The sequence below is a fragment of the Bacillus cereus ATCC 14579 genome (genome assembly GCF_000007825.1).
Classification (GTDB): Bacteria; Bacillota; Bacilli; order Bacillales; family Bacillaceae_G; genus Bacillus_A; species Bacillus_A cereus.
The window spans coordinates 5,394,470-5,411,809 of the sequence record NC_004722.1 but is presented as its reverse complement, the minus strand read 5'-3'; the positions used below and the strand labels follow the sequence as shown (position 1 = coordinate 5,411,809).

Below are 17,340 nucleotides of genomic sequence, written 5' to 3'. Positions count from 1 at the left end.
TAGCAATGAATTTAAGAAAGTTATCCACAAAATCAATACCTTGTGGAATAAACTTGTCCACAACACGATATACTGTGTAAAAGTGCGAAAAAAGTTTGTGGATATAAAAAGCGCGAAAAAATATTTATCCACAAGGAAATATAGGTGCTGTGAAAAAGTATGTGAATAGGTTCAAAATGAATATTTGATGAAAATTTCTAGAACCATTGACATTTTCCTAGTTAATTAACTATAATTTATAGGACTGTCTTTAACAGATATTCCTCAGGGAGGTGTCATATAATGAAAAGAACTTACCAACCAAATAAACGTAAGCGCAGCAAAGTACATGGTTTCCGCAGCCGTATGAGCACAGCGAACGGACGTAAAGTGCTAGCAGCTCGTCGTCGTAAAGGAAGAAAAGTATTATCTGCGTAGACCACTGATCGTTCAGTGGTCTTTTTTTCTAATAATAGTGAATTTCCGCTGATGAAATACAGGAGTGTCAATTGATATGAAGAAAAAACATCGTATAAAGAAGAATGATGAATTCCAGGCGGTTTTTCAAAAAGGAAAATCAAATGCAAATCGTCAGTTTGTTGTATACCAATTAGATAAAGAAGAACAGCCAAACTTTCGCATCGGCCTTTCTGTTAGCAAGAAAATAGGAAATGCAGTAGTTCGTAATCGAATTAAGCGCATGGTCCGTCAGGCTATTACAGAGTTAAAAGATGAGATAGCTTCTGGAAAAGATTTTGTTATAATAGCAAGGAAGCCTTGTGCAGAGATGACATATGAAGAAGTAAAGAAAAGCTTAATTCATGTCTTTAAACGCTCTGGTATGAAAAGAATAAAAAAGTAGCGTAAGGAAATGAATTACACTATATACATACCGATACAAGGAGGAGTAGGCTTTGAAAAAGAAATTAGGTTTACTAGCCATGGTCGTTGCATTAATGGCGATTGCCACCGGTTGTAGTGAAACGGGTCAGCCGATTACATCGAAAAGTACTGGGATTTGGAATGAATATTTCGTATATCCGCTTTCTCAGTTAATCACGTATTTTGCCGACTTATTTAACAGTAATTACGGTTTAGCAATTGTTATTACAACTCTTATCATTCGTTTTGCATTATTACCATTAATGATTAAACAAACAAAGAGTACAAAGGCAATGCAAGCGTTACAACCAGAAATGGTGAAGTTAAAAGAGAAATATAGTTCTAAAGATCAAGCAACACAGCAAAAACTACAACAAGAAATGATGCAGTTATATCAAAAGAATGGTGTAAATCCATTGGCAGGATGTTTACCGATATTTGTTCAGATGCCTATTTTATTCGCGTTTTATCATGCGATTATGAGAACAGCTGAAATTAAACAACATAGTTTCTTATGGTTCGATTTAGGACATGCAGACCCGTTCTATATCTTACCAGTCGTTGCAGCAATTACGACATTTATTCAGCAAAAGCTTGCAATGGCAGGAACAGCTGGTCAAAATCCACAAATGGCAATGATGCTTTGGCTTATGCCGATTATGATTTTAATCTTTGCAATTAACTTCCCAGCTGCATTATCACTTTACTGGGTTGTTGGTAATATCTTTGGTATTGCTCAAATGTACTTTATTAAAGGACCAGAGATTAAGGCTAGTAAGGCTGGTAAGGCTGGAGGCTCAAGCAAGTGAGTGTAATTACTGCTAAAGGACAAACAGTCGAGCTGGCAGTAGAGGATGCTTTAAGGCAATTAAATACATCAAAAGATCGAGTAGATATAAATATTGTCGATGAGGGTAAAAGGGGATTCTTAGGTTTATTTGGGAATCGCCCTGCAGTAGTAGAAGTTGTATTGAAGAAAGATCCAATTCAAGAATGTGAAGAATATTTAAGAAATGTTATTCACGATATGGGTGTGGAAGTCGAGATTAGTAAAATTGTAAAAGGACGCGAAATCGAATTTACAATTTCTGGTGATAATGTAGGTGTTTTAATTGGGAAAAGAGGTAATACATTGAACTCTTTACAGTATTTAACAAAACTTGTCGCGAATCGTAACACGAAGCAGTATATCGGTATTACACTAGATGCTGAAAATTATCGTAGTAAAAGAAAAAGTACGTTAGAATCACTTTCTTATCGATTAGCGAAACAAGTATTTAATACGAAAAAAAGAGTTATTTTAGAACCGATGCCATCTTTTGAACGAAAAATTATTCATCAGGCATTATCAAATCATCAAGGTATCAATACAACTTCTGAAGGAAATGAACCACATCGGCATGTTGTAATATCTCCTAAATGACCGGTTGCTCAAATGAGTGCCGGTTTTTTTGAGCGGAAAATAGATGTGGATAACTAAAAAACACTAAACTTATCCACTGTGAATAAGTTTAGTGTTTTTTACATGGGGATATAATAAAATGAGTTATTCTTCTTTTGTAGATAGGTTCGTTATGGTATCCTAATAATTTAGTGAAAGAAATAATCATGTTGAAATAGAGATAAATAAGCAAGTGAGGTGAAAGGACATGGAATTTGATACAATTGCTGCGATTTCCACAGCGCTTGGAGAGGGTGCAATTGCCATTGTTCGAGTAAGTGGGGATGATGCGGTTGAGAAAGTTGATCGTATTTTTAAGGGGAAGGATTTAACAGAGGTTCCTTCTCACACTATTCATTATGGTCATATTGTTGATTTAGATACAAATCAAGTTATTGAAGAAGTTATGGTGTCTATTATGCGCGCACCAAGGACTTTTACACGTGAAAATATAGTGGAAATTAACTGTCACGGTGGACTTGTTTCAGTAAATAAAGTATTGCAACTTATTCTAGCACAAGGAGTACGATTGGCAGAACCGGGCGAATTTACAAAACGTGCTTTTTTAAATGGACGTATCGACTTATCACAAGCAGAAGCTGTTATGGATTTGATTCGAGCAAAAACAGATCGTGCGATGAATGTAGCAATTAATCAAATGGAAGGGCGATTATCTAAATTAATTGGTCTTTTGCGTCAAGAAATATTAGAAACATTAGCTCATGTTGAGGTAAATATAGATTATCCAGAATACGATGATGTAGAAGAGATGACACATAATATTTTAATTGAGAAAGCGACGCATGTTCGTTCGGAAATCGAAAAAATATTAGAAACATCAAAACAGGGGAAAATTTTACGTGAAGGTATTGCTACAGCAATTATCGGTAGACCTAACGTTGGGAAATCATCGTTATTAAATAGTCTTGTTCAGGAGAAAAAGGCAATTGTAACTGATATTGCAGGAACAACTCGTGATGTTATTGAAGAGTACGTTAACGTGCGTGGTGTACCTCTTAAACTTATAGATACAGCCGGTATTCGGGAGACAGAAGATGTTGTTGAACGAATTGGTGTGGAACGTTCAAAAGAAATGATGAGCCAAGCGGATTTAGTATTAGTTGTTGTCAACTATAGCGAGGCTTTAACAAATGAGGATGAAGATCTATTCCGTGCGGTACAAGGAAAAGACTTTATTGTTATTGTGAATAAGACTGATTTACCGCAAGCGATTGATATGGAACGTGTTACAGAGTTAGCCGCGGGAAATCGTGTTATTACAACATCCTTAATTGAGGAACAAGGAATAGATGAACTCGAAAAGGCAATAGCTGATTTATTCTTTGAAGGAACAATCGATTCTGCAGATATGACATATGTTTCTAATGCGAGACATATTGGATTATTAACACAAGCAGGAAAAACAATCGGTGATGCAGTTGAGGCGATTGAAAATGGTGTACCAATTGATATGGTACAAATTGATTTAACAAGAACGTGGGAAATACTTGGTGAAATTACTGGGGACACAGTGCATGAAAGCTTAATTGACCAGTTGTTCTCTCAATTTTGTTTAGGAAAATAATATAGTGAAGTTGTAGAAAGATAGAGATTATTAGGAGGAATAAACAATGGGATACAATATCGGTTCATACGATGTCATAGTAATCGGTGCAGGTCATGCAGGATGTGAAGCTGGTCTTGCGGCAGCACGAATGGGCTCAAAAACATTAATGTTAACAATTAACTTGGATATGGTAGCATTCATGCCATGTAACCCTTCTGTTGGTGGACCAGCGAAAGGGATTGTTGTTCGTGAAATTGATGCATTAGGCGGAGAAATGGGACGTAATATTGATAAAACTCATATTCAAATGCGTATGCTAAATACAGGTAAGGGACCAGCCGTACGTGCACTTCGAGCGCAAGCTGATAAATTCGCTTACCAACATGAATTAAAGAAAACAATTGAAGAAACACCAAACTTAACGTTGTTCCAAGGAATGGTAGAGCGTTTAATCGTTGAAGAAGGTGTATGTAAAGGGGTAGTTACACAAGCTGGTGCAGAATATACAGCAAAAACCGTTGTAATTACAACTGGAACATTTTTACGCGGCGAGATTATCATGGGCGACTTAAAATATTCAAGCGGTCCAAATAATCAGCAACCGTCTATTACATTATCTGAGCATTTAGAGGAACTTGGATTTGATCTTGTTAGATTTAAAACAGGGACACCTCCGCGTGTAAACAGTAATACAATTGACTACAGTAAAACAGAAATTCAACCAGGTGATGATAAGCCACGTGCGTTCTCTTTTGAAACAACGAAATTTATTATGGATCAAATTCCATGTTGGTTGACATATACAAGTACAGAAACACACCGTTTAATAGATGAAAATTTACATCGTTCAGCTATGTATTCTGGTATGATTAAAGGAACAGGCCCTAGATACTGTCCTTCTATTGAAGACAAAGTAGTAAGATTTAATGATAAACCACGCCATCAAATTTTCTTAGAGCCAGAAGGGCGTAATACACAAGAAGTATATGTACAAGGTTTATCCACAAGCTTACCAGAAGATGTACAACGTGACATGCTTAGAACAATTCCAGGCCTAGAAAATGTTGAAATGATGCGTACAGGTTATGCAATTGAATATGATGCAATTGTGCCAACACAACTATGGCCAACACTTGAAACGAAAAAGATTAAAAATTTATATACAGCAGGACAAATTAATGGAACTTCTGGTTACGAAGAGGCGGCCGGACAAGGGCTTATGGCTGGAATTAATGCAGCATGCCGTTCTTTAGGTAAAAAAGAAGTTGTTTTAGGTCGCGAGGATGCTTATATTGGCGTCTTAATTGATGATCTTGTAACGAAAGGTACAAATGAACCATATCGTTTATTAACGTCTCGTGCAGAATACCGTCTATTATTACGCCACGATAATGCTGATCTTCGTTTAACTGAAGTTGGTCGTGAAATTGGATTAATTAAAGAAGAGCGCTATGAGCGATTTACAAATAAAAAATTACAAATTGAACAGGAAAAGGAACGGTTAAGCAGCATTATTATTAAACCACGTCCTGAAGTTCAAGAATTAATTCGCAATATTGGCGGAAGTGAATTGAAAGATGGAATACGTGCAAGTGACTTATTACGTCGTCCAGAGATGGCATATGAGCATATTCATCTTTTAGTACCAAGTGAAGTAGAATTAAGTGATGAAGTTAAAGAACAAGTTGAAATTCAGATTAAGTATGAAGGGTATATTGAAAAATCTTTACAGCAAGTAGAGCGTATGAAGAAAATGGAGAGTAAAAAAATCCCTGTAGATATTGATTATGATGCGATTTCTAGCCTTGCTTCAGAAGCTAGACAGAAATTGAAAGATGTTCGTCCACTTTCAATGGGGCAGGCTTCACGTATTTCTGGCGTAAATCCAGCGGATATTTCCATTTTACTTGTGTATATAGAACAAGGAAAAATTGCACGCGTATCGAACCAATAAATAGTAAGGAGATATTGCTAGATGAACATAGAACAATTTCAATCTATGCTAGAAGAGAAGGGAATCACCCTCTCTTCTAGACAGTTAGAGCAGTTCAAAATCTACTTTGAAACATTAGTAGAGTGGAATGAAAAAATGAACTTAACGGCTATTACAGAAAAAGAAGAAGTATATTTAAAACACTTTTTTGATTCCATTACAGCTGCTTTTTATTATGATTTTTCAAAACCATTCTCAATTTGTGATGTTGGTGCAGGGGCTGGATTCCCAAGTATTCCTTTAAAAATCTGTTTCCCGCACTTAAAAGTAACAATTGTAGATTCATTGCAAAAACGTATTAATTTCTTAAATCACTTAGCCCAAAAGTTAGAATTAAGTGATGTTGCATTTTGTCACGATCGTGCTGAAACATTTGGGAAAAAAGAAGGTGTACGTGAATCATACGATATTGTAATGGCACGTGCAGTTGCGCGTCTTTCTGTATTAAGTGAGCTATGTTTACCACTTGTAAAAGTTGGAGGAACATTCATTGCAATGAAAGGTGCAGCAGCAAACGAAGAAATTGAAAATGGCAAGTATGCTTTAGAGGTGCTAGGCGGAGAGTTGAAAGAGATGTCTACGTTCCAATTGCCATTTGAAGAGAGTGAACGTAATATTTTATTAATCGAGAAAAAGCGCAAGACACCAAAGAAATATCCACGCAAACCGGGAACACCCAATAAATTACCTATTGAAAAATAAATCTTATTAGACGTAAGATTAAATTATATAAATGAAAACGTAAATGTTTCATAGGAAACATTTTATGGAGAATAGTCAATAGGCCTAAAAGGTGGTGGAATATGTATGAAAAATACGTTTTCTCGTTTATTTGGCTTTGGAGATAAAGAGAGCGAATTCGAATTACAAGACGAAAGCCATGAAGAGATAGATAAAAAGGTATATGAAGAAATACAAGAAATTCCGATAGTAAATATTACCCCTAACCGTTATCAACCAAGAACAGTTTTTGATGATGCGCGTATTGATGAGCTAGCATTAACAATTCGTACACATGGACTTATTCAACCGATTGTTGTAAGGCAATATGAGGATGATAAGTACGAGATTATTGCTGGAGAAAGACGTTTTCGCGCGGCAACAAAGTTAGGTTGGGAAAAGGTTCCTGCAATTATAAAGAATTTAAATGATACAGAGACAGCTTCTGTAGCTTTAATTGAAAACTTGCAACGTGAGGAACTAACGGCAATCGAGGAAGCTGTGGCATATCAAAAGCTGATTGAGTTACATAATTTAACACAAGAAGCATTGGCACAACGACTTGGAAAAGGACAATCTACAATCGCAAATAAGTTGCGCTTGTTAAAGTTGCCTGAAGAAATAAAAAGTGCATTATTAGAAAAAAGCATTACAGAACGTCATGCCCGCGCTCTCATTCCTTTAAAAAATGAGGAATTACAACTGAAGGTTTTACAGGAAATTGTTGAGAAACAACTAAATGTAAAGCAAACAGAAGAACGAATTGCGAAGTTACTAGAGGAAGCGAAACCGAAGCGTAAGGCAAAGCAAAAAGCAGTAAGTCGAGATACGAGGATTGCTATGAATACAATTAGACAATCTTTACAAATGGTTACTGAAAGTGGTTTGAATGTTAATTCTGAGGAAGAAGAATTTGATGAGTACTATCAAATTACAATTAAAATTCCAAAGAAAAAATAATAATGACGTGCTAGAGACCTTATCCTATTGGAGAGGTCTCTTTTACTATATTTTCTTGTTAAATGAAGAAGGAGTTTAGAAATAAATTTTGAAGTTTAATAAAGGACGTAAAAGAAAAAGTTTTATTTCATGTTACAATAAACGTAATTGTTACTAGAATAAGATAGAAAGGTTGAAAGTAGGTGACATCATGGGAAAAATCATTGCTATTGCTAATCAAAAAGGCGGTGTTGGAAAAACAACAACATCTGTTAATTTAGGGGCTGGATTGGCGCAAGTAGGTAAAAAAGTCCTTCTTGTAGATATTGATGCTCAAGGAAATGCAACGACTGGTGTGGGAATTGAAAAATCTGAATTAGATCAATGTATTTACAACGTTCTTGTGGAAGATGCAGATGTTCAAGGGGTTATACAGAAAACCGCAACTGAAAACTTAGATGTTCTACCCGCTACAATTCAATTGGCTGGTGCTGAAATTGAATTGGTACCGACTATTTCCCGGGAAGTACGTTTGCAAAGAGCATTACAGCCAGTTCGTGATGAATATGACTATATTATTATCGACTGTCCCCCATCTTTAGGGTTATTAACGATTAATGCATTAACAGCAGCAGATTCTGTTATTATTCCTGTACAGTGTGAATATTACGCACTAGAAGGGTTAAGTCAGCTATTAAATACAGTTCGACTTGTACAAAAACATTTAAATAAAAATTTAGCAATTCAAGGTGTATTGTTAACAATGTTGGATGCCCGTACAAATTTAGGGATTCAAGTTATAGATGAAGTGAAAAAGTATTTTAGGGATAAAGTATATCGCTCGATTATTCCGCGTAATGTACGCTTGAGCGAGGCTCCAAGTCATGGGAAACCTATTATGCAGTATGACGCTAAATCAAGAGGAGCAGAAGTGTATATAGATTTAGCAGAGGAAGTGATTGCAGGTGGCTAAAGGATTAGGAAGAGGAATTAATGTGTTTTTTCCTGATTTAGATGTGAAAGAAGAGGAAACAATTCAGGAGATTCTTGTAACTGAATTAAGGCCGAATCCATATCAACCGCGTAAACACTTTAATAAAGAGGCGATTCAGGAATTAGCAATTTCGATTAAGGAACACGGTATTCTACAACCATTAATTGCTAGGAAGAGTATTAAAGGATATGAAATTGTTGCAGGTGAAAGACGATTTCGTGCTGCAAAAGAGGCTGGTTTAGAAAAAGTACCTGCGGTTGTAAGACAATTAACTGAACAGCAAATGATGGAATTTGCTTTGTTAGAAAACTTACAACGAGAAGATTTAAATCCTATGGAAGAGGCAATGGCATACCAGATGTTAATGAATGAGCTAAATGTAACGCAAGAACAATTAGCGAAACGTCTTGGTAAAAGCAGACCTTACATTGCAAATTATACTCGGTTATTAAGCTTACCTTCTTTCGTACAAGATATGATTGCAAATGGTCAACTTTCAATGGCTCATGGGAGAACTTTACTTACGATAAAAGATGAAGAACAATTGAAGTCCTTATTGAAACGCATTGAAAAAGAAGGATTAAATGTTCGTCAATTAGAGAAAATCGTCCAAGAGATTAATCAACACGTTTCACGTGAAACAAAAAAAGTGAAAAAAGAGCGAAATATATTTTTCGTAGAACGTGAAACGTTCTTAAGAGAAAAGTTTGGCACAGATGTGAAAATTAAAGAGACGAAAAAAGAAAAAGGTAAAATCGAAATTGAATTTTTTAATAAAGAAGATTTAAATCGTATTTTAGAACTATTAGCACAGAAAAATTAAAAAGCAAACCATCTTATTATTTATAGATGGTTTGCTTTTTTTAATGCGGATAATTTTTGATCCGTCTCTTTTATACTTTTTGCGATTACATCAGCCATTTTCATGACTAAACTTAATCTTGTATTTTGAAGAACGAAAAACTCCATAAACCCATTTAGATTGACGATACCGTGTATGTGCAAATCACCAACTGCAGGTAATTTCTTATTCATAGCAGCCCCAGGTTTACTAGGTCCCTTTCCAGTAGTGATTGATCCGATATTTTGGGACTTTCCTAAACATGCATCAACAGCAATTATAAATGCAGTAGGATATTCTTTCTGTATATTCTGAATTTTCTCTTCTAAATTTAGCGCATGTACTGGCTCATCTAGTGTACCGAATACTTGGAGGTTTTGGATGTCTATTTGTTCAAGTTTTGTACCAACTAATGGGCCGAGTGCGTCACCTGTAGAGCGATCTGTGCCGATACAAACGAGAATGAGTGGTATATTAGTTTTAATAGGAATATGGGTAAGTAAGAAATTACTGATTATCTCAGAGGCTTCTAGATCTTGGTGCATAACGTTTTGAGTTTCTTTCTCAAAAAATGGTAAGCGAAAACTTCCAATATTCATGAAGCACCCATCCTTTTAATAAATTTTCAATATATGTTATATGGTGAGGAAAATGGAAAGTTATAAGTGCGTAATTTTTGCAAAATGTGAATGAAAACGGAAATAATAGTACTAGTATATATATATTCGTTCCATTTTATACCTGGATGTCGGGGATAAAATAGGATTAAAATCATAAAATTTTTTCAGCAATTAGGGGACTTCTGATACAATAATAAGGGTAACTAAAAAGAAATTTTAGCTAGAGAGGTAGAGGTACATGGATTTATTAGCGAAGTGGTTTAATTCTATGAAACAGTATTTATTAGATGCTGATCGTTGGGCTCATATTGGAGTTGCGACATTAAAAATATGTATTATTTTAACAATTGGTGCAGTTGTTGTGCGAATTGCAAGGGCGGTTGTACGAAATGCGTTTCGTATGGGGAGTCGTTCTCCAATTCAGATTTCAGAACGTCGTACAGTTACAGTAGCGAAATTACTTGAAAATATTGTAGCGTACGTTGTTATGTTCATTATGCTAATTGCGATTTTAGGTGTGTTTGATATTAATGCATCAGGTTTATTAGCGGGTGCTGGGGTAATTGGTTTAGCAGTCGGATTTGGTGCTCAAAGTTTAGTGAAAGACGTTATTACAGGTTTATTTATTTTGTTAGAAGATCAGTTTTCAGTTGGCGATTATGTTAAAATCGGTCAATTTGAAGGAGTCGTTTTAGAAATTGGACTTCGTACAACGAAAGTAAAGAGTTGGACAGGTGAAATTCATACTTTACCAAATGGAAGTATTATTCAAGTTACTAACTACTCAGTTAGTAATAGTGTAGCGTTTGTTGATGTATCTATTTCATATGAGGCTGATATTGCGAAAGCAGAGCAAGTTATTGAAGATTTATTAGTAGAATTACCTTCAAAGTACGAAAAAATGGTAACAACACCTGAATTATTAGGTGTGCAAACATTAGCTGCATCAGAAGTTATATTACGTGTTATTGCTGAAGTAGAACCGATGCAACATGCAGTTATTGCAAGGGCACTTCGTAAAGAGATTAAAAATCGTCTTGATTTACATGGAATTGAAATTCCATATCCACGTATGGTTTTATATAATCGTGAAGAATTAGTTAGTGGAAAAGCAATTTAGTATGGAGAGGAGTTTGGAGAATGGAGCAAAAGGAATATAACTTGTATGATGTTGTGGAAATGAAGAAAGCCCATCCATGTGGCGAGAATCGTTGGAAAATTATTCGTATGGGAATGGATATCCGCATTAAGTGCGAGGGGTGTGACCATTCAGTAATGATTCCTCGAAGAGAGTTTGATCGTAAGGTGAAAAAAATACTTGTGAAGCACGAAGAATAGAGGAAGAGTAACAGTTACAGTAGGTAACTGTTACTTTTTTTCGTTTGGCGGAAACTTGTCATTTTTTTCGTTACTATCTATAATGATGAAAGATTGAGACATAGGAGTGAAAAATATGGGATTAACGGCTGGGATTGTTGGATTACCTAACGTAGGGAAGTCCACTTTATTTAATGCAATTACACAAGCAGGAGCAGAATCTGCGAACTATCCATTCTGTACAATTGATCCAAACGTAGGGATTGTAGAAGTACCAGATGAGCGTTTAAATAAATTAACGGAATTAGTAGAACCGAAAAAGACTGTTCCGACTGTATTCGAGTTTACTGATATTGCAGGTATCGTAAAAGGTGCTAGTAAAGGTGAAGGTTTAGGAAATAAATTCTTATCTCACATTCGTCAAGTAGATGCAATTTGCCAAGTTGTTCGTTGTTTTGAAGACGAAAATATTACGCACGTTTCAGGGAAAGTAGATCCAATTGATGATATTGAAACAATCAATTTAGAGCTAATTTTAGCGGACTTAGAGTCTGTTGATAAGCGTATCGAGCGTGTTGCGAAATTAGCAAGACAAAAAGATAAAGAAGCGGTATATGAGCATGAAATTTTAGTTCGTTTAAAAGAAGCTTTTGAAGAGGGAAAACCAGCTCGTACTGTTGAATTTACAGAAGAGCAGATGAAGATTGTTAAAGGCCTTCATTTACTTACAACAAAAGAAATGTTATACGTAGCGAATGTAAGTGAAGACGATATTATCGATCCTTCGGAAAATAAATACGTACAAATGGTAAAAGAATTTGCAGCAAATGAAAATTCTCAAGTAATCGTTGTATGTGCAAAAATCGAATCAGAAATCGCTGAATTAGACGAAGAAGAGAAAAAAGTATTCCTTGAAGAATTAGGAATTGAAGAGTCTGGTTTAGATCAATTAATTCGTGCAGCATATGACCTATTAGGACTTGCTACGTACTTTACAGCTGGCGTTCAAGAAGTACGTGCTTGGACATTTAAACAAGGAATGAAGGCACCACAATGTGCTGGTGTTATTCATACAGACTTTGAGCGTGGATTTATTCGTGCAGAAACAGTTTCTTACGATGATTTAATGACAAACGGTTCTATGACAGCTGCAAAAGAAGCTGGAAAAGTACGTTTAGAAGGAAAAGAATATATCGTAAAAGACGGAGATGTTATGCACTTCCGTTTTAACGTTTAATTTAATATTTCCTAGGAAAAATAAAGATATGAACTTGGCAAATATATTATATGTTTGCCAAGTTTTTTATGTATTGGTGAGTTGATTCATATAACTTACTATGATATAATCTAAACTCGTGAGTAATTACTATAAATTAATTGCTCCTTGCCCATTACGGGCCGTTTAGACCAAAAGGAGGTGAAAGTGTAATGAGAAAGTACGAAATTATGTACATCATTCGTCCTGGCGTTGAAGAAGAAGCTCAAAAAGCTTTAGTTGAACGTTTTGCAGGTGTTTTAACAAACAATGGTGCAGAAATCATTAACACGAAAGAGTGGGGTAAGCGTCGTTTAGCTTACGAAATCAACGACTTACGTGAAGGTTTCTACATGATCTTAAACGTGAAATCTAACGCAGAAGCGATTAACGAATTCGACCGTTTAGCTAAGATCAACGAAGACATCCTTCGTCATATCGTTGTTAAAGAAGAAGAAAAATAATTGATATATAAGGGAGAGTGGTTCGATTGATGAATCGTGTTATCCTCGTTGGTCGTTTAACTAAGGACCCTGACTTACGTTACACGCCCAATGGTGTCGCAGTAGCTACTTTTACGTTAGCTGTGAATCGCGCATTTGCCAATCAGCAAGGTGAGCGTGAAGCTGACTTTATTAATTGTGTAATATGGCGTAAACAAGCAGAAAACGTAGCAAATTATTTGAAAAAAGGTAGCTTAGCAGGCGTAGATGGGCGTCTTCAAACTCGTAATTACGAGGGACAAGATGGTAAACGTGTATACGTAACAGAAGTTCTTGCGGAAAGCGTGCAATTTTTAGAGCCGCGTAATGGCGGTGGGGAGCAACGTGGTTCATTTAATCAGCAACCATCAGGAGCTGGTTTCGGTAACCAAGGCTCTAACCCATTTGGTCAATCTAGTAATTCAGGTAACCAAGGTAACTCTGGATTTACGAAGAATGACGATCCATTTTCAAATGTAGGTCAACCGATCGACATTTCCGACGACGATTTACCGTTCTAATACAGTAAATTTGTTAGTTTTAACAAAGAATGGAGGGAAATAGACATGGCAGGACGCAAAGGTGGACGTGCGAAACGTCGTAAGGTGTGTTTCTTCACAGCTAACGGCATCACTCGCATTGACTATAAAGATGTTGATTTATTAAAACGTTTCGTTTCTGAGCGTGGTAAAATTTTACCTCGTCGTGTAACAGGAACAAGCGCAAAATACCAACGCAAACTTACAGTTGCAATTAAACGTGCTCGTCAAATGGCACTTTTACCATATGTTGGTGAATAATAGCGTATGAAATGCACAGTAGAGTCGGACTCTACTGTGCATTTTGCTATGCTTTTCTTTTTGAAAGAGAGGTTAAAATGTGAAACAAACAAAGTTTATTACAGAAGGTGCAGCATTATTAGCTATATATGCAATTTTATTGCTTATATCTATGTATGTTCCGATTTTGGGTACAGTTGTAACTTTTGCGTTGCCGTTACCATTTATACTATTAATGATAAGACATAAACTATCTAATGTGCTCGTGGTTTTTGTAGCAGCACTTTTTGTTACTATTATTGTGAGTCAACCGCTGAATTTAGTGAAGACAATTATGTTTGGATTGATAGGGATTGTTTTAGGATATATGTATAAAACAAGAAAAAAGCCAGTTGAAATCTTAATAGCGGGGACGCTTGCATACTTAATTGGTTTTGTACTTATTTATGTTGCGAGTATAAAGTTTTTCAACATAGATATAATGAAGCAAATGCAAAGTATGTTTAGTGAAAGTATGGCGAAAAGCGAAAAGATAGTAAGTGCTACAGGTATGCCGATTAGTAAGGAACAAAAAGAGCTACTTGCACAAATGAATGATATATTACAATCGTTACTTCCAAGTATACTTGTGCTAGTTTCAGTATGTTTTTCTTGGATTACAGTGATAATATCAGGTAGTGTTTTGAAAAAGTTAAAACATGAAGTTATATCTTGGCCTAAATTTAAAGATATACAATTACCAAAGAGTATCATTTGGTATTACGTTATATTTATTTTGTTAGCAACTTTTATAAAAGTAGAACCAACATCATATTTACATATGGTATTTTCTAACCTAAATGTCATATTTGCACTATTGCTTGTACTGCAAGGTCTGACATTTATCGCCTTTTTAGCGTATAGAAAAGGTTTTACTAAAGGGGTTCCTATTATTAGTTTTATTGCATGCATGTTTATTCCGATGCTGTTTCCTCTTGTGACAATCTTAGGTATAATTGACTTAGGGATTTCATTGCGTTCTAAAATAGGGGGATAAAATAATATTCCTTATACTATTTTAATCTGTTTAACTAACTGGAAGGTAAGTTAGTTTTACTTTATAGGAGTTGTATACATGCCTGAATTTGATAAGAAACAGTGGTTTTTATATCCTGTTTATGTATTGGCATTTTTTGTGTTTGTGCTCATTTCAATTCTCTGTTATTTTCATTTAATTATGGGTATAGCTGCTTTTGTCATTTTTTGTATCGTATTCTTTATCGTTATACGATTTGAACTTAATTTTCAAAGGAATTTCGAAAAGCATACGACAGATATGATTACAAGAGTAAAGAAAGTAAGTAATGAAGCATTTAACCAAATGCCGATTGGTATTTTGTTATACAATAAGGATTATGGGATTGATTGGGCAAATCCTTATTTATCTTCATGTCTGGGACAGCACGCATTAGCTGGATGGCACCTTTACGATGTATCAGAAACATTACTTCTTTTCATTAAAGGAGAAACTTCTGATGATATAGTCTCTTTAAATAATCGAAAGTTTCGCGTTTTTGTAAGGAAAGAAGAAAAGTTAATTTATTTCTTTGATGTAACGGAACAAACAGAAATCGAAAAGATGTACGAGGATCAAAGGACTGTTTTAGCTGTCATCTATTTGGATAATTATGATGAAGTTACACAAGGATTAGATGATCAATTACGTACGAATATAACAAGTCTTGTGACATCGCGACTAAATGAATGGGCACTTAAGTATGGTGCTTATTTAAAACGTGCATCTTCAGAAAGATTCTTCGTTGTGCTAAATGAAAGTATTTTGACGCAGATGGAGAAAGGGAAATTTAGCATTTTAGATCAGGTGCGTGAAGAAACATCTAAAAGGAATATACCACTTACATTAAGTGTGGGTGTCGGATCAGGTGATTTACCTTTATCAGAGCTTGGAGCAATGGCTCAATCTGGTTTAGATCTTGCGCTTGGGCGTGGGGGAGACCAAGTAGCTATTAAACAAGCGACAGGTAAAGTTAAGTTCTATGGAGGTAAGACAAATCCGGTTGAAAAACGTACCCGTGTACGCGCCAGGGTCATTTCGCATGCGTTAAAGGATTTAGTATTAGAAAGTAGTAATGTCATTATTATGGGGCATAGGGCTCCCGATATGGACGCAATTGGTGCTGCGATTGGTATTTTAAAAGTGGCTCAATTAAATGAGCGTAAAGGATATATTGTGTTAGATGAAAATGATTCCGATAAAGGAATTAAGCGTTTGATGGACAAAGTGAAACAAAATGAGGAGTTATGGTCTCATTTTATTACTCCAGAGCAAGCGATGGAATTTGCAAATGATGAGTCGTTACTTGTTGTTGTCGATACGCATAAACCTTCTATGGTGATGGAGCAAAAACTGTTACATAAAATTGAAAATGTAGTAGGTATTGATCATCATCGCCGTGGAGAAGATTTTATTGAAGACCCATTGCTAGTTTATATGGAACCATATGCTTCTTCAACGGCAGAATTGGTTACAGAATTACTTGAGTATCAACCTAAAAATTTAAAGATGACAATGTTAGAAGCGACGGCATTGTTAGCGGGTATTATTGTCGACACGAAAAGTTTCACATTCCGGACAGGGGCTCGTACATTTGATGCTGCTTCTTATTTACGCTCACATGGTGCAGATACTGTACTTGTACAAGAACTTTTAAAGGAAGATATGGATCAGTATTTACGGGTTGCAAAAGCTATAAAAAATGCGTACATTTATAAAAATGGAATTGCGATTGCTAAAGTTGATAGTGATGATTACTACGATCAAGTGCTTATTGCGCAATCGGCAGACACGTTATTAACGATGACAGGGATTATTGCATCATTTGTTGTTGCGAAGCGTGGTGAGAATCTCATTGGAATTAGCAGCAGGTCTTTAGGTGAAGTGAATGTGCAGCTAATTATGGAAAACTTAGGCGGTGGCGGGCATGTGAAGAAGGCAGCCACACAGATGAAAGGTGTTACAGTAGATGAAGCGGAGGAGAAGCTTCGATTTGTTATTGATGACTATTTACAGGGAGGCACACAATCATGAAAGTAATTTTTCTAAAAGACGTAAAAGGTAAAGGTAAAAAAGGAGAAGTAAAAAACGTACCAGATGGCTATGCAAACAACTTCTTACTAAAACAAGGATTAGCTGCTGAAGCAACAAATAGCAGTATGAAAACTTTAGAAGCTCAAAAGCGTAAAGAAGAAAAAGATGCAGCAGCAGAGCTTGAAAATGCAAAAGAGTTAAAAGAGACTTTAGAGAAATTAACTGTAGAATTAAAGGCGAAATCTGGAGAAGGTGGCCGTTTATTTGGTTCTATCACAAGCAAACAAATCGTAGATGCAATGCAAAAATCACACAAGATTAAACTTGATAAACGTAAATTTGAAATGGACGATGCAATCCGCGCGTTAGGTTATACAAACGTTACTGTGAAATTGCATCCACAAGTAACAGCAACAGTAAAAGTTCATGTTAGTGAACAATAA

The 17,340-nt window shown here is 35.7% G+C and carries 20 protein-coding genes; 19 read left to right on the top strand and 1 reads right to left on the bottom strand.

Annotation, left to right across the window (positions count from 1 at the left end; genetic code table 11):
* Positions 1-282 precede the first annotated feature (282 nt).
* The 10 genes from rpmH (at position 283) to spo0J (ending at position 9,338) form a co-directional block, all read left to right on the top strand.
* Positions 283-417, top strand: coding sequence for a 50S ribosomal protein L34 (gene rpmH, locus BC_RS27375; protein WP_000831901.1), 135 nt, complete (start codon positions 283-285; stop codon positions 415-417).
* A gap of 76 nt (positions 418-493) precedes the next feature.
* Positions 494-841, top strand: a complete 348-nt coding sequence (gene rnpA / locus BC_RS27370) for a ribonuclease P protein component (protein ID WP_000726619.1) — start codon at positions 494-496, stop codon at positions 839-841.
* 52 nt (positions 842-893) lie between these two features.
* Positions 894-1,670: a YidC family membrane integrase SpoIIIJ gene (gene spoIIIJ, locus BC_RS27365; RefSeq protein WP_000727738.1), complete on the top strand. Its 777-nt coding sequence runs from the start codon at positions 894-896 to the stop codon at positions 1,668-1,670.
* Positions 1,667-2,284 (top strand): RNA-binding cell elongation regulator Jag/EloR, encoded by a 618-nt coding sequence (gene jag, locus BC_RS27360; protein ID WP_000111516.1) that lies wholly within the window; start codon positions 1,667-1,669, stop codon positions 2,282-2,284. The genes spoIIIJ and jag overlap by 4 nt, the downstream gene beginning before the upstream one ends.
* 226 nt (positions 2,285-2,510) lie before the next feature.
* On the top strand, positions 2,511-3,887 hold the full coding sequence (mnmE, locus tag BC_RS27355; RefSeq protein ID WP_000393757.1) for a tRNA uridine-5-carboxymethylaminomethyl(34) synthesis GTPase MnmE: 1,377 nt from the start codon (positions 2,511-2,513) through the stop codon (positions 3,885-3,887).
* 46 nt (positions 3,888-3,933) lie between these two features.
* Positions 3,934-5,823 carry a tRNA uridine-5-carboxymethylaminomethyl(34) synthesis enzyme MnmG gene (gene mnmG, locus BC_RS27350; RefSeq protein WP_000541063.1) on the top strand — a complete coding sequence of 630 codons (1,890 nt, stop codon included), beginning with the start codon at positions 3,934-3,936 and terminating at the stop codon, positions 5,821-5,823.
* Between the two features lie 21 nt (positions 5,824-5,844).
* Positions 5,845-6,564, top strand: coding sequence for a 16S rRNA (guanine(527)-N(7))-methyltransferase RsmG (gene rsmG / locus BC_RS27345; protein WP_001019628.1), 720 nt, complete (start codon positions 5,845-5,847; stop codon positions 6,562-6,564).
* Between the two features lie 105 nt (positions 6,565-6,669).
* Entirely contained in the window at positions 6,670-7,542 is an 873-nt protein-coding gene (gene noc / locus BC_RS27340; RefSeq protein ID WP_000799016.1) for a nucleoid occlusion protein, read from the top strand.
* 190 nt (positions 7,543-7,732) lie between these two features.
* Complete coding sequence (gene soj, locus BC_RS27335) at positions 7,733-8,494, top strand: sporulation initiation inhibitor protein Soj (RefSeq protein WP_000516114.1); 762 nt, start codon at positions 7,733-7,735, stop codon at positions 8,492-8,494.
* Positions 8,487-9,338 (top strand): stage 0 sporulation protein Spo0J, encoded by an 852-nt coding sequence (gene spo0J / locus BC_RS27330; protein ID WP_001051832.1) that lies wholly within the window; start codon positions 8,487-8,489, stop codon positions 9,336-9,338. The genes soj and spo0J overlap by 8 nt, the downstream gene beginning before the upstream one ends.
* A gap of 20 nt (positions 9,339-9,358) precedes the next feature.
* Here spo0J and yyaC read toward each other — a convergent pair whose 3' ends face one another.
* A complete protein-coding gene (gene yyaC / locus BC_RS27325) occupies positions 9,359-9,955 on the bottom strand; it encodes a spore protease YyaC (RefSeq protein ID WP_001020714.1) in 597 nt (198 codons plus the stop codon).
* A gap of 259 nt (positions 9,956-10,214) precedes the next feature.
* Here yyaC and BC_RS27320 point away from each other — a divergent pair, with 259 nt between their 5' ends.
* From BC_RS27320 to rplI, 9 genes are all read left to right on the top strand, one after another.
* A complete protein-coding gene (locus tag BC_RS27320; protein WP_000364812.1) occupies positions 10,215-11,096 on the top strand; it encodes a mechanosensitive ion channel family protein in 882 nt (293 codons plus the stop codon).
* A 20-nt stretch (positions 11,097-11,116) separates the two neighbouring features.
* The gene (locus BC_RS27315) at positions 11,117-11,314 is read left to right on the top strand and encodes a DUF951 domain-containing protein (protein ID WP_000435485.1); all 198 of its coding nucleotides are present in this window, start codon (positions 11,117-11,119) and stop codon (positions 11,312-11,314) included.
* Between the two features lie 115 nt (positions 11,315-11,429).
* Complete coding sequence (gene ychF / locus BC_RS27310; RefSeq protein WP_000524657.1) at positions 11,430-12,530, top strand: redox-regulated ATPase YchF; 1,101 nt, start codon at positions 11,430-11,432, stop codon at positions 12,528-12,530.
* 191 nt (positions 12,531-12,721) lie between these two features.
* Positions 12,722-13,012: a 30S ribosomal protein S6 gene (rpsF, locus tag BC_RS27305; protein ID WP_001233778.1), complete on the top strand. Its 291-nt coding sequence runs from the start codon at positions 12,722-12,724 to the stop codon at positions 13,010-13,012.
* Between the two features lie 26 nt (positions 13,013-13,038).
* Entirely contained in the window at positions 13,039-13,551 is a 513-nt protein-coding gene (ssb, locus tag BC_RS27300) for a single-stranded DNA-binding protein (protein WP_000981966.1), read from the top strand.
* A 45-nt stretch (positions 13,552-13,596) separates the two neighbouring features.
* Positions 13,597-13,830 (top strand): 30S ribosomal protein S18, encoded by a 234-nt coding sequence (rpsR, locus tag BC_RS27295; protein ID WP_000918873.1) that lies wholly within the window; start codon positions 13,597-13,599, stop codon positions 13,828-13,830.
* 79 nt (positions 13,831-13,909) lie between these two features.
* Positions 13,910-14,845, top strand: a complete 936-nt coding sequence (locus BC_RS27290) for a YybS family protein (RefSeq protein WP_000814840.1) — start codon at positions 13,910-13,912, stop codon at positions 14,843-14,845.
* Positions 14,846-14,923: 78 nt separating this feature from the next.
* Positions 14,924-16,897: a DHH family phosphoesterase gene (locus BC_RS27285; RefSeq protein ID WP_001113783.1), complete on the top strand. Its 1,974-nt coding sequence runs from the start codon at positions 14,924-14,926 to the stop codon at positions 16,895-16,897.
* Entirely contained in the window at positions 16,894-17,340 is a 447-nt protein-coding gene (gene rplI / locus BC_RS27280) for a 50S ribosomal protein L9 (protein WP_000864228.1), read from the top strand. The genes BC_RS27285 and rplI overlap by 4 nt, the downstream gene beginning before the upstream one ends.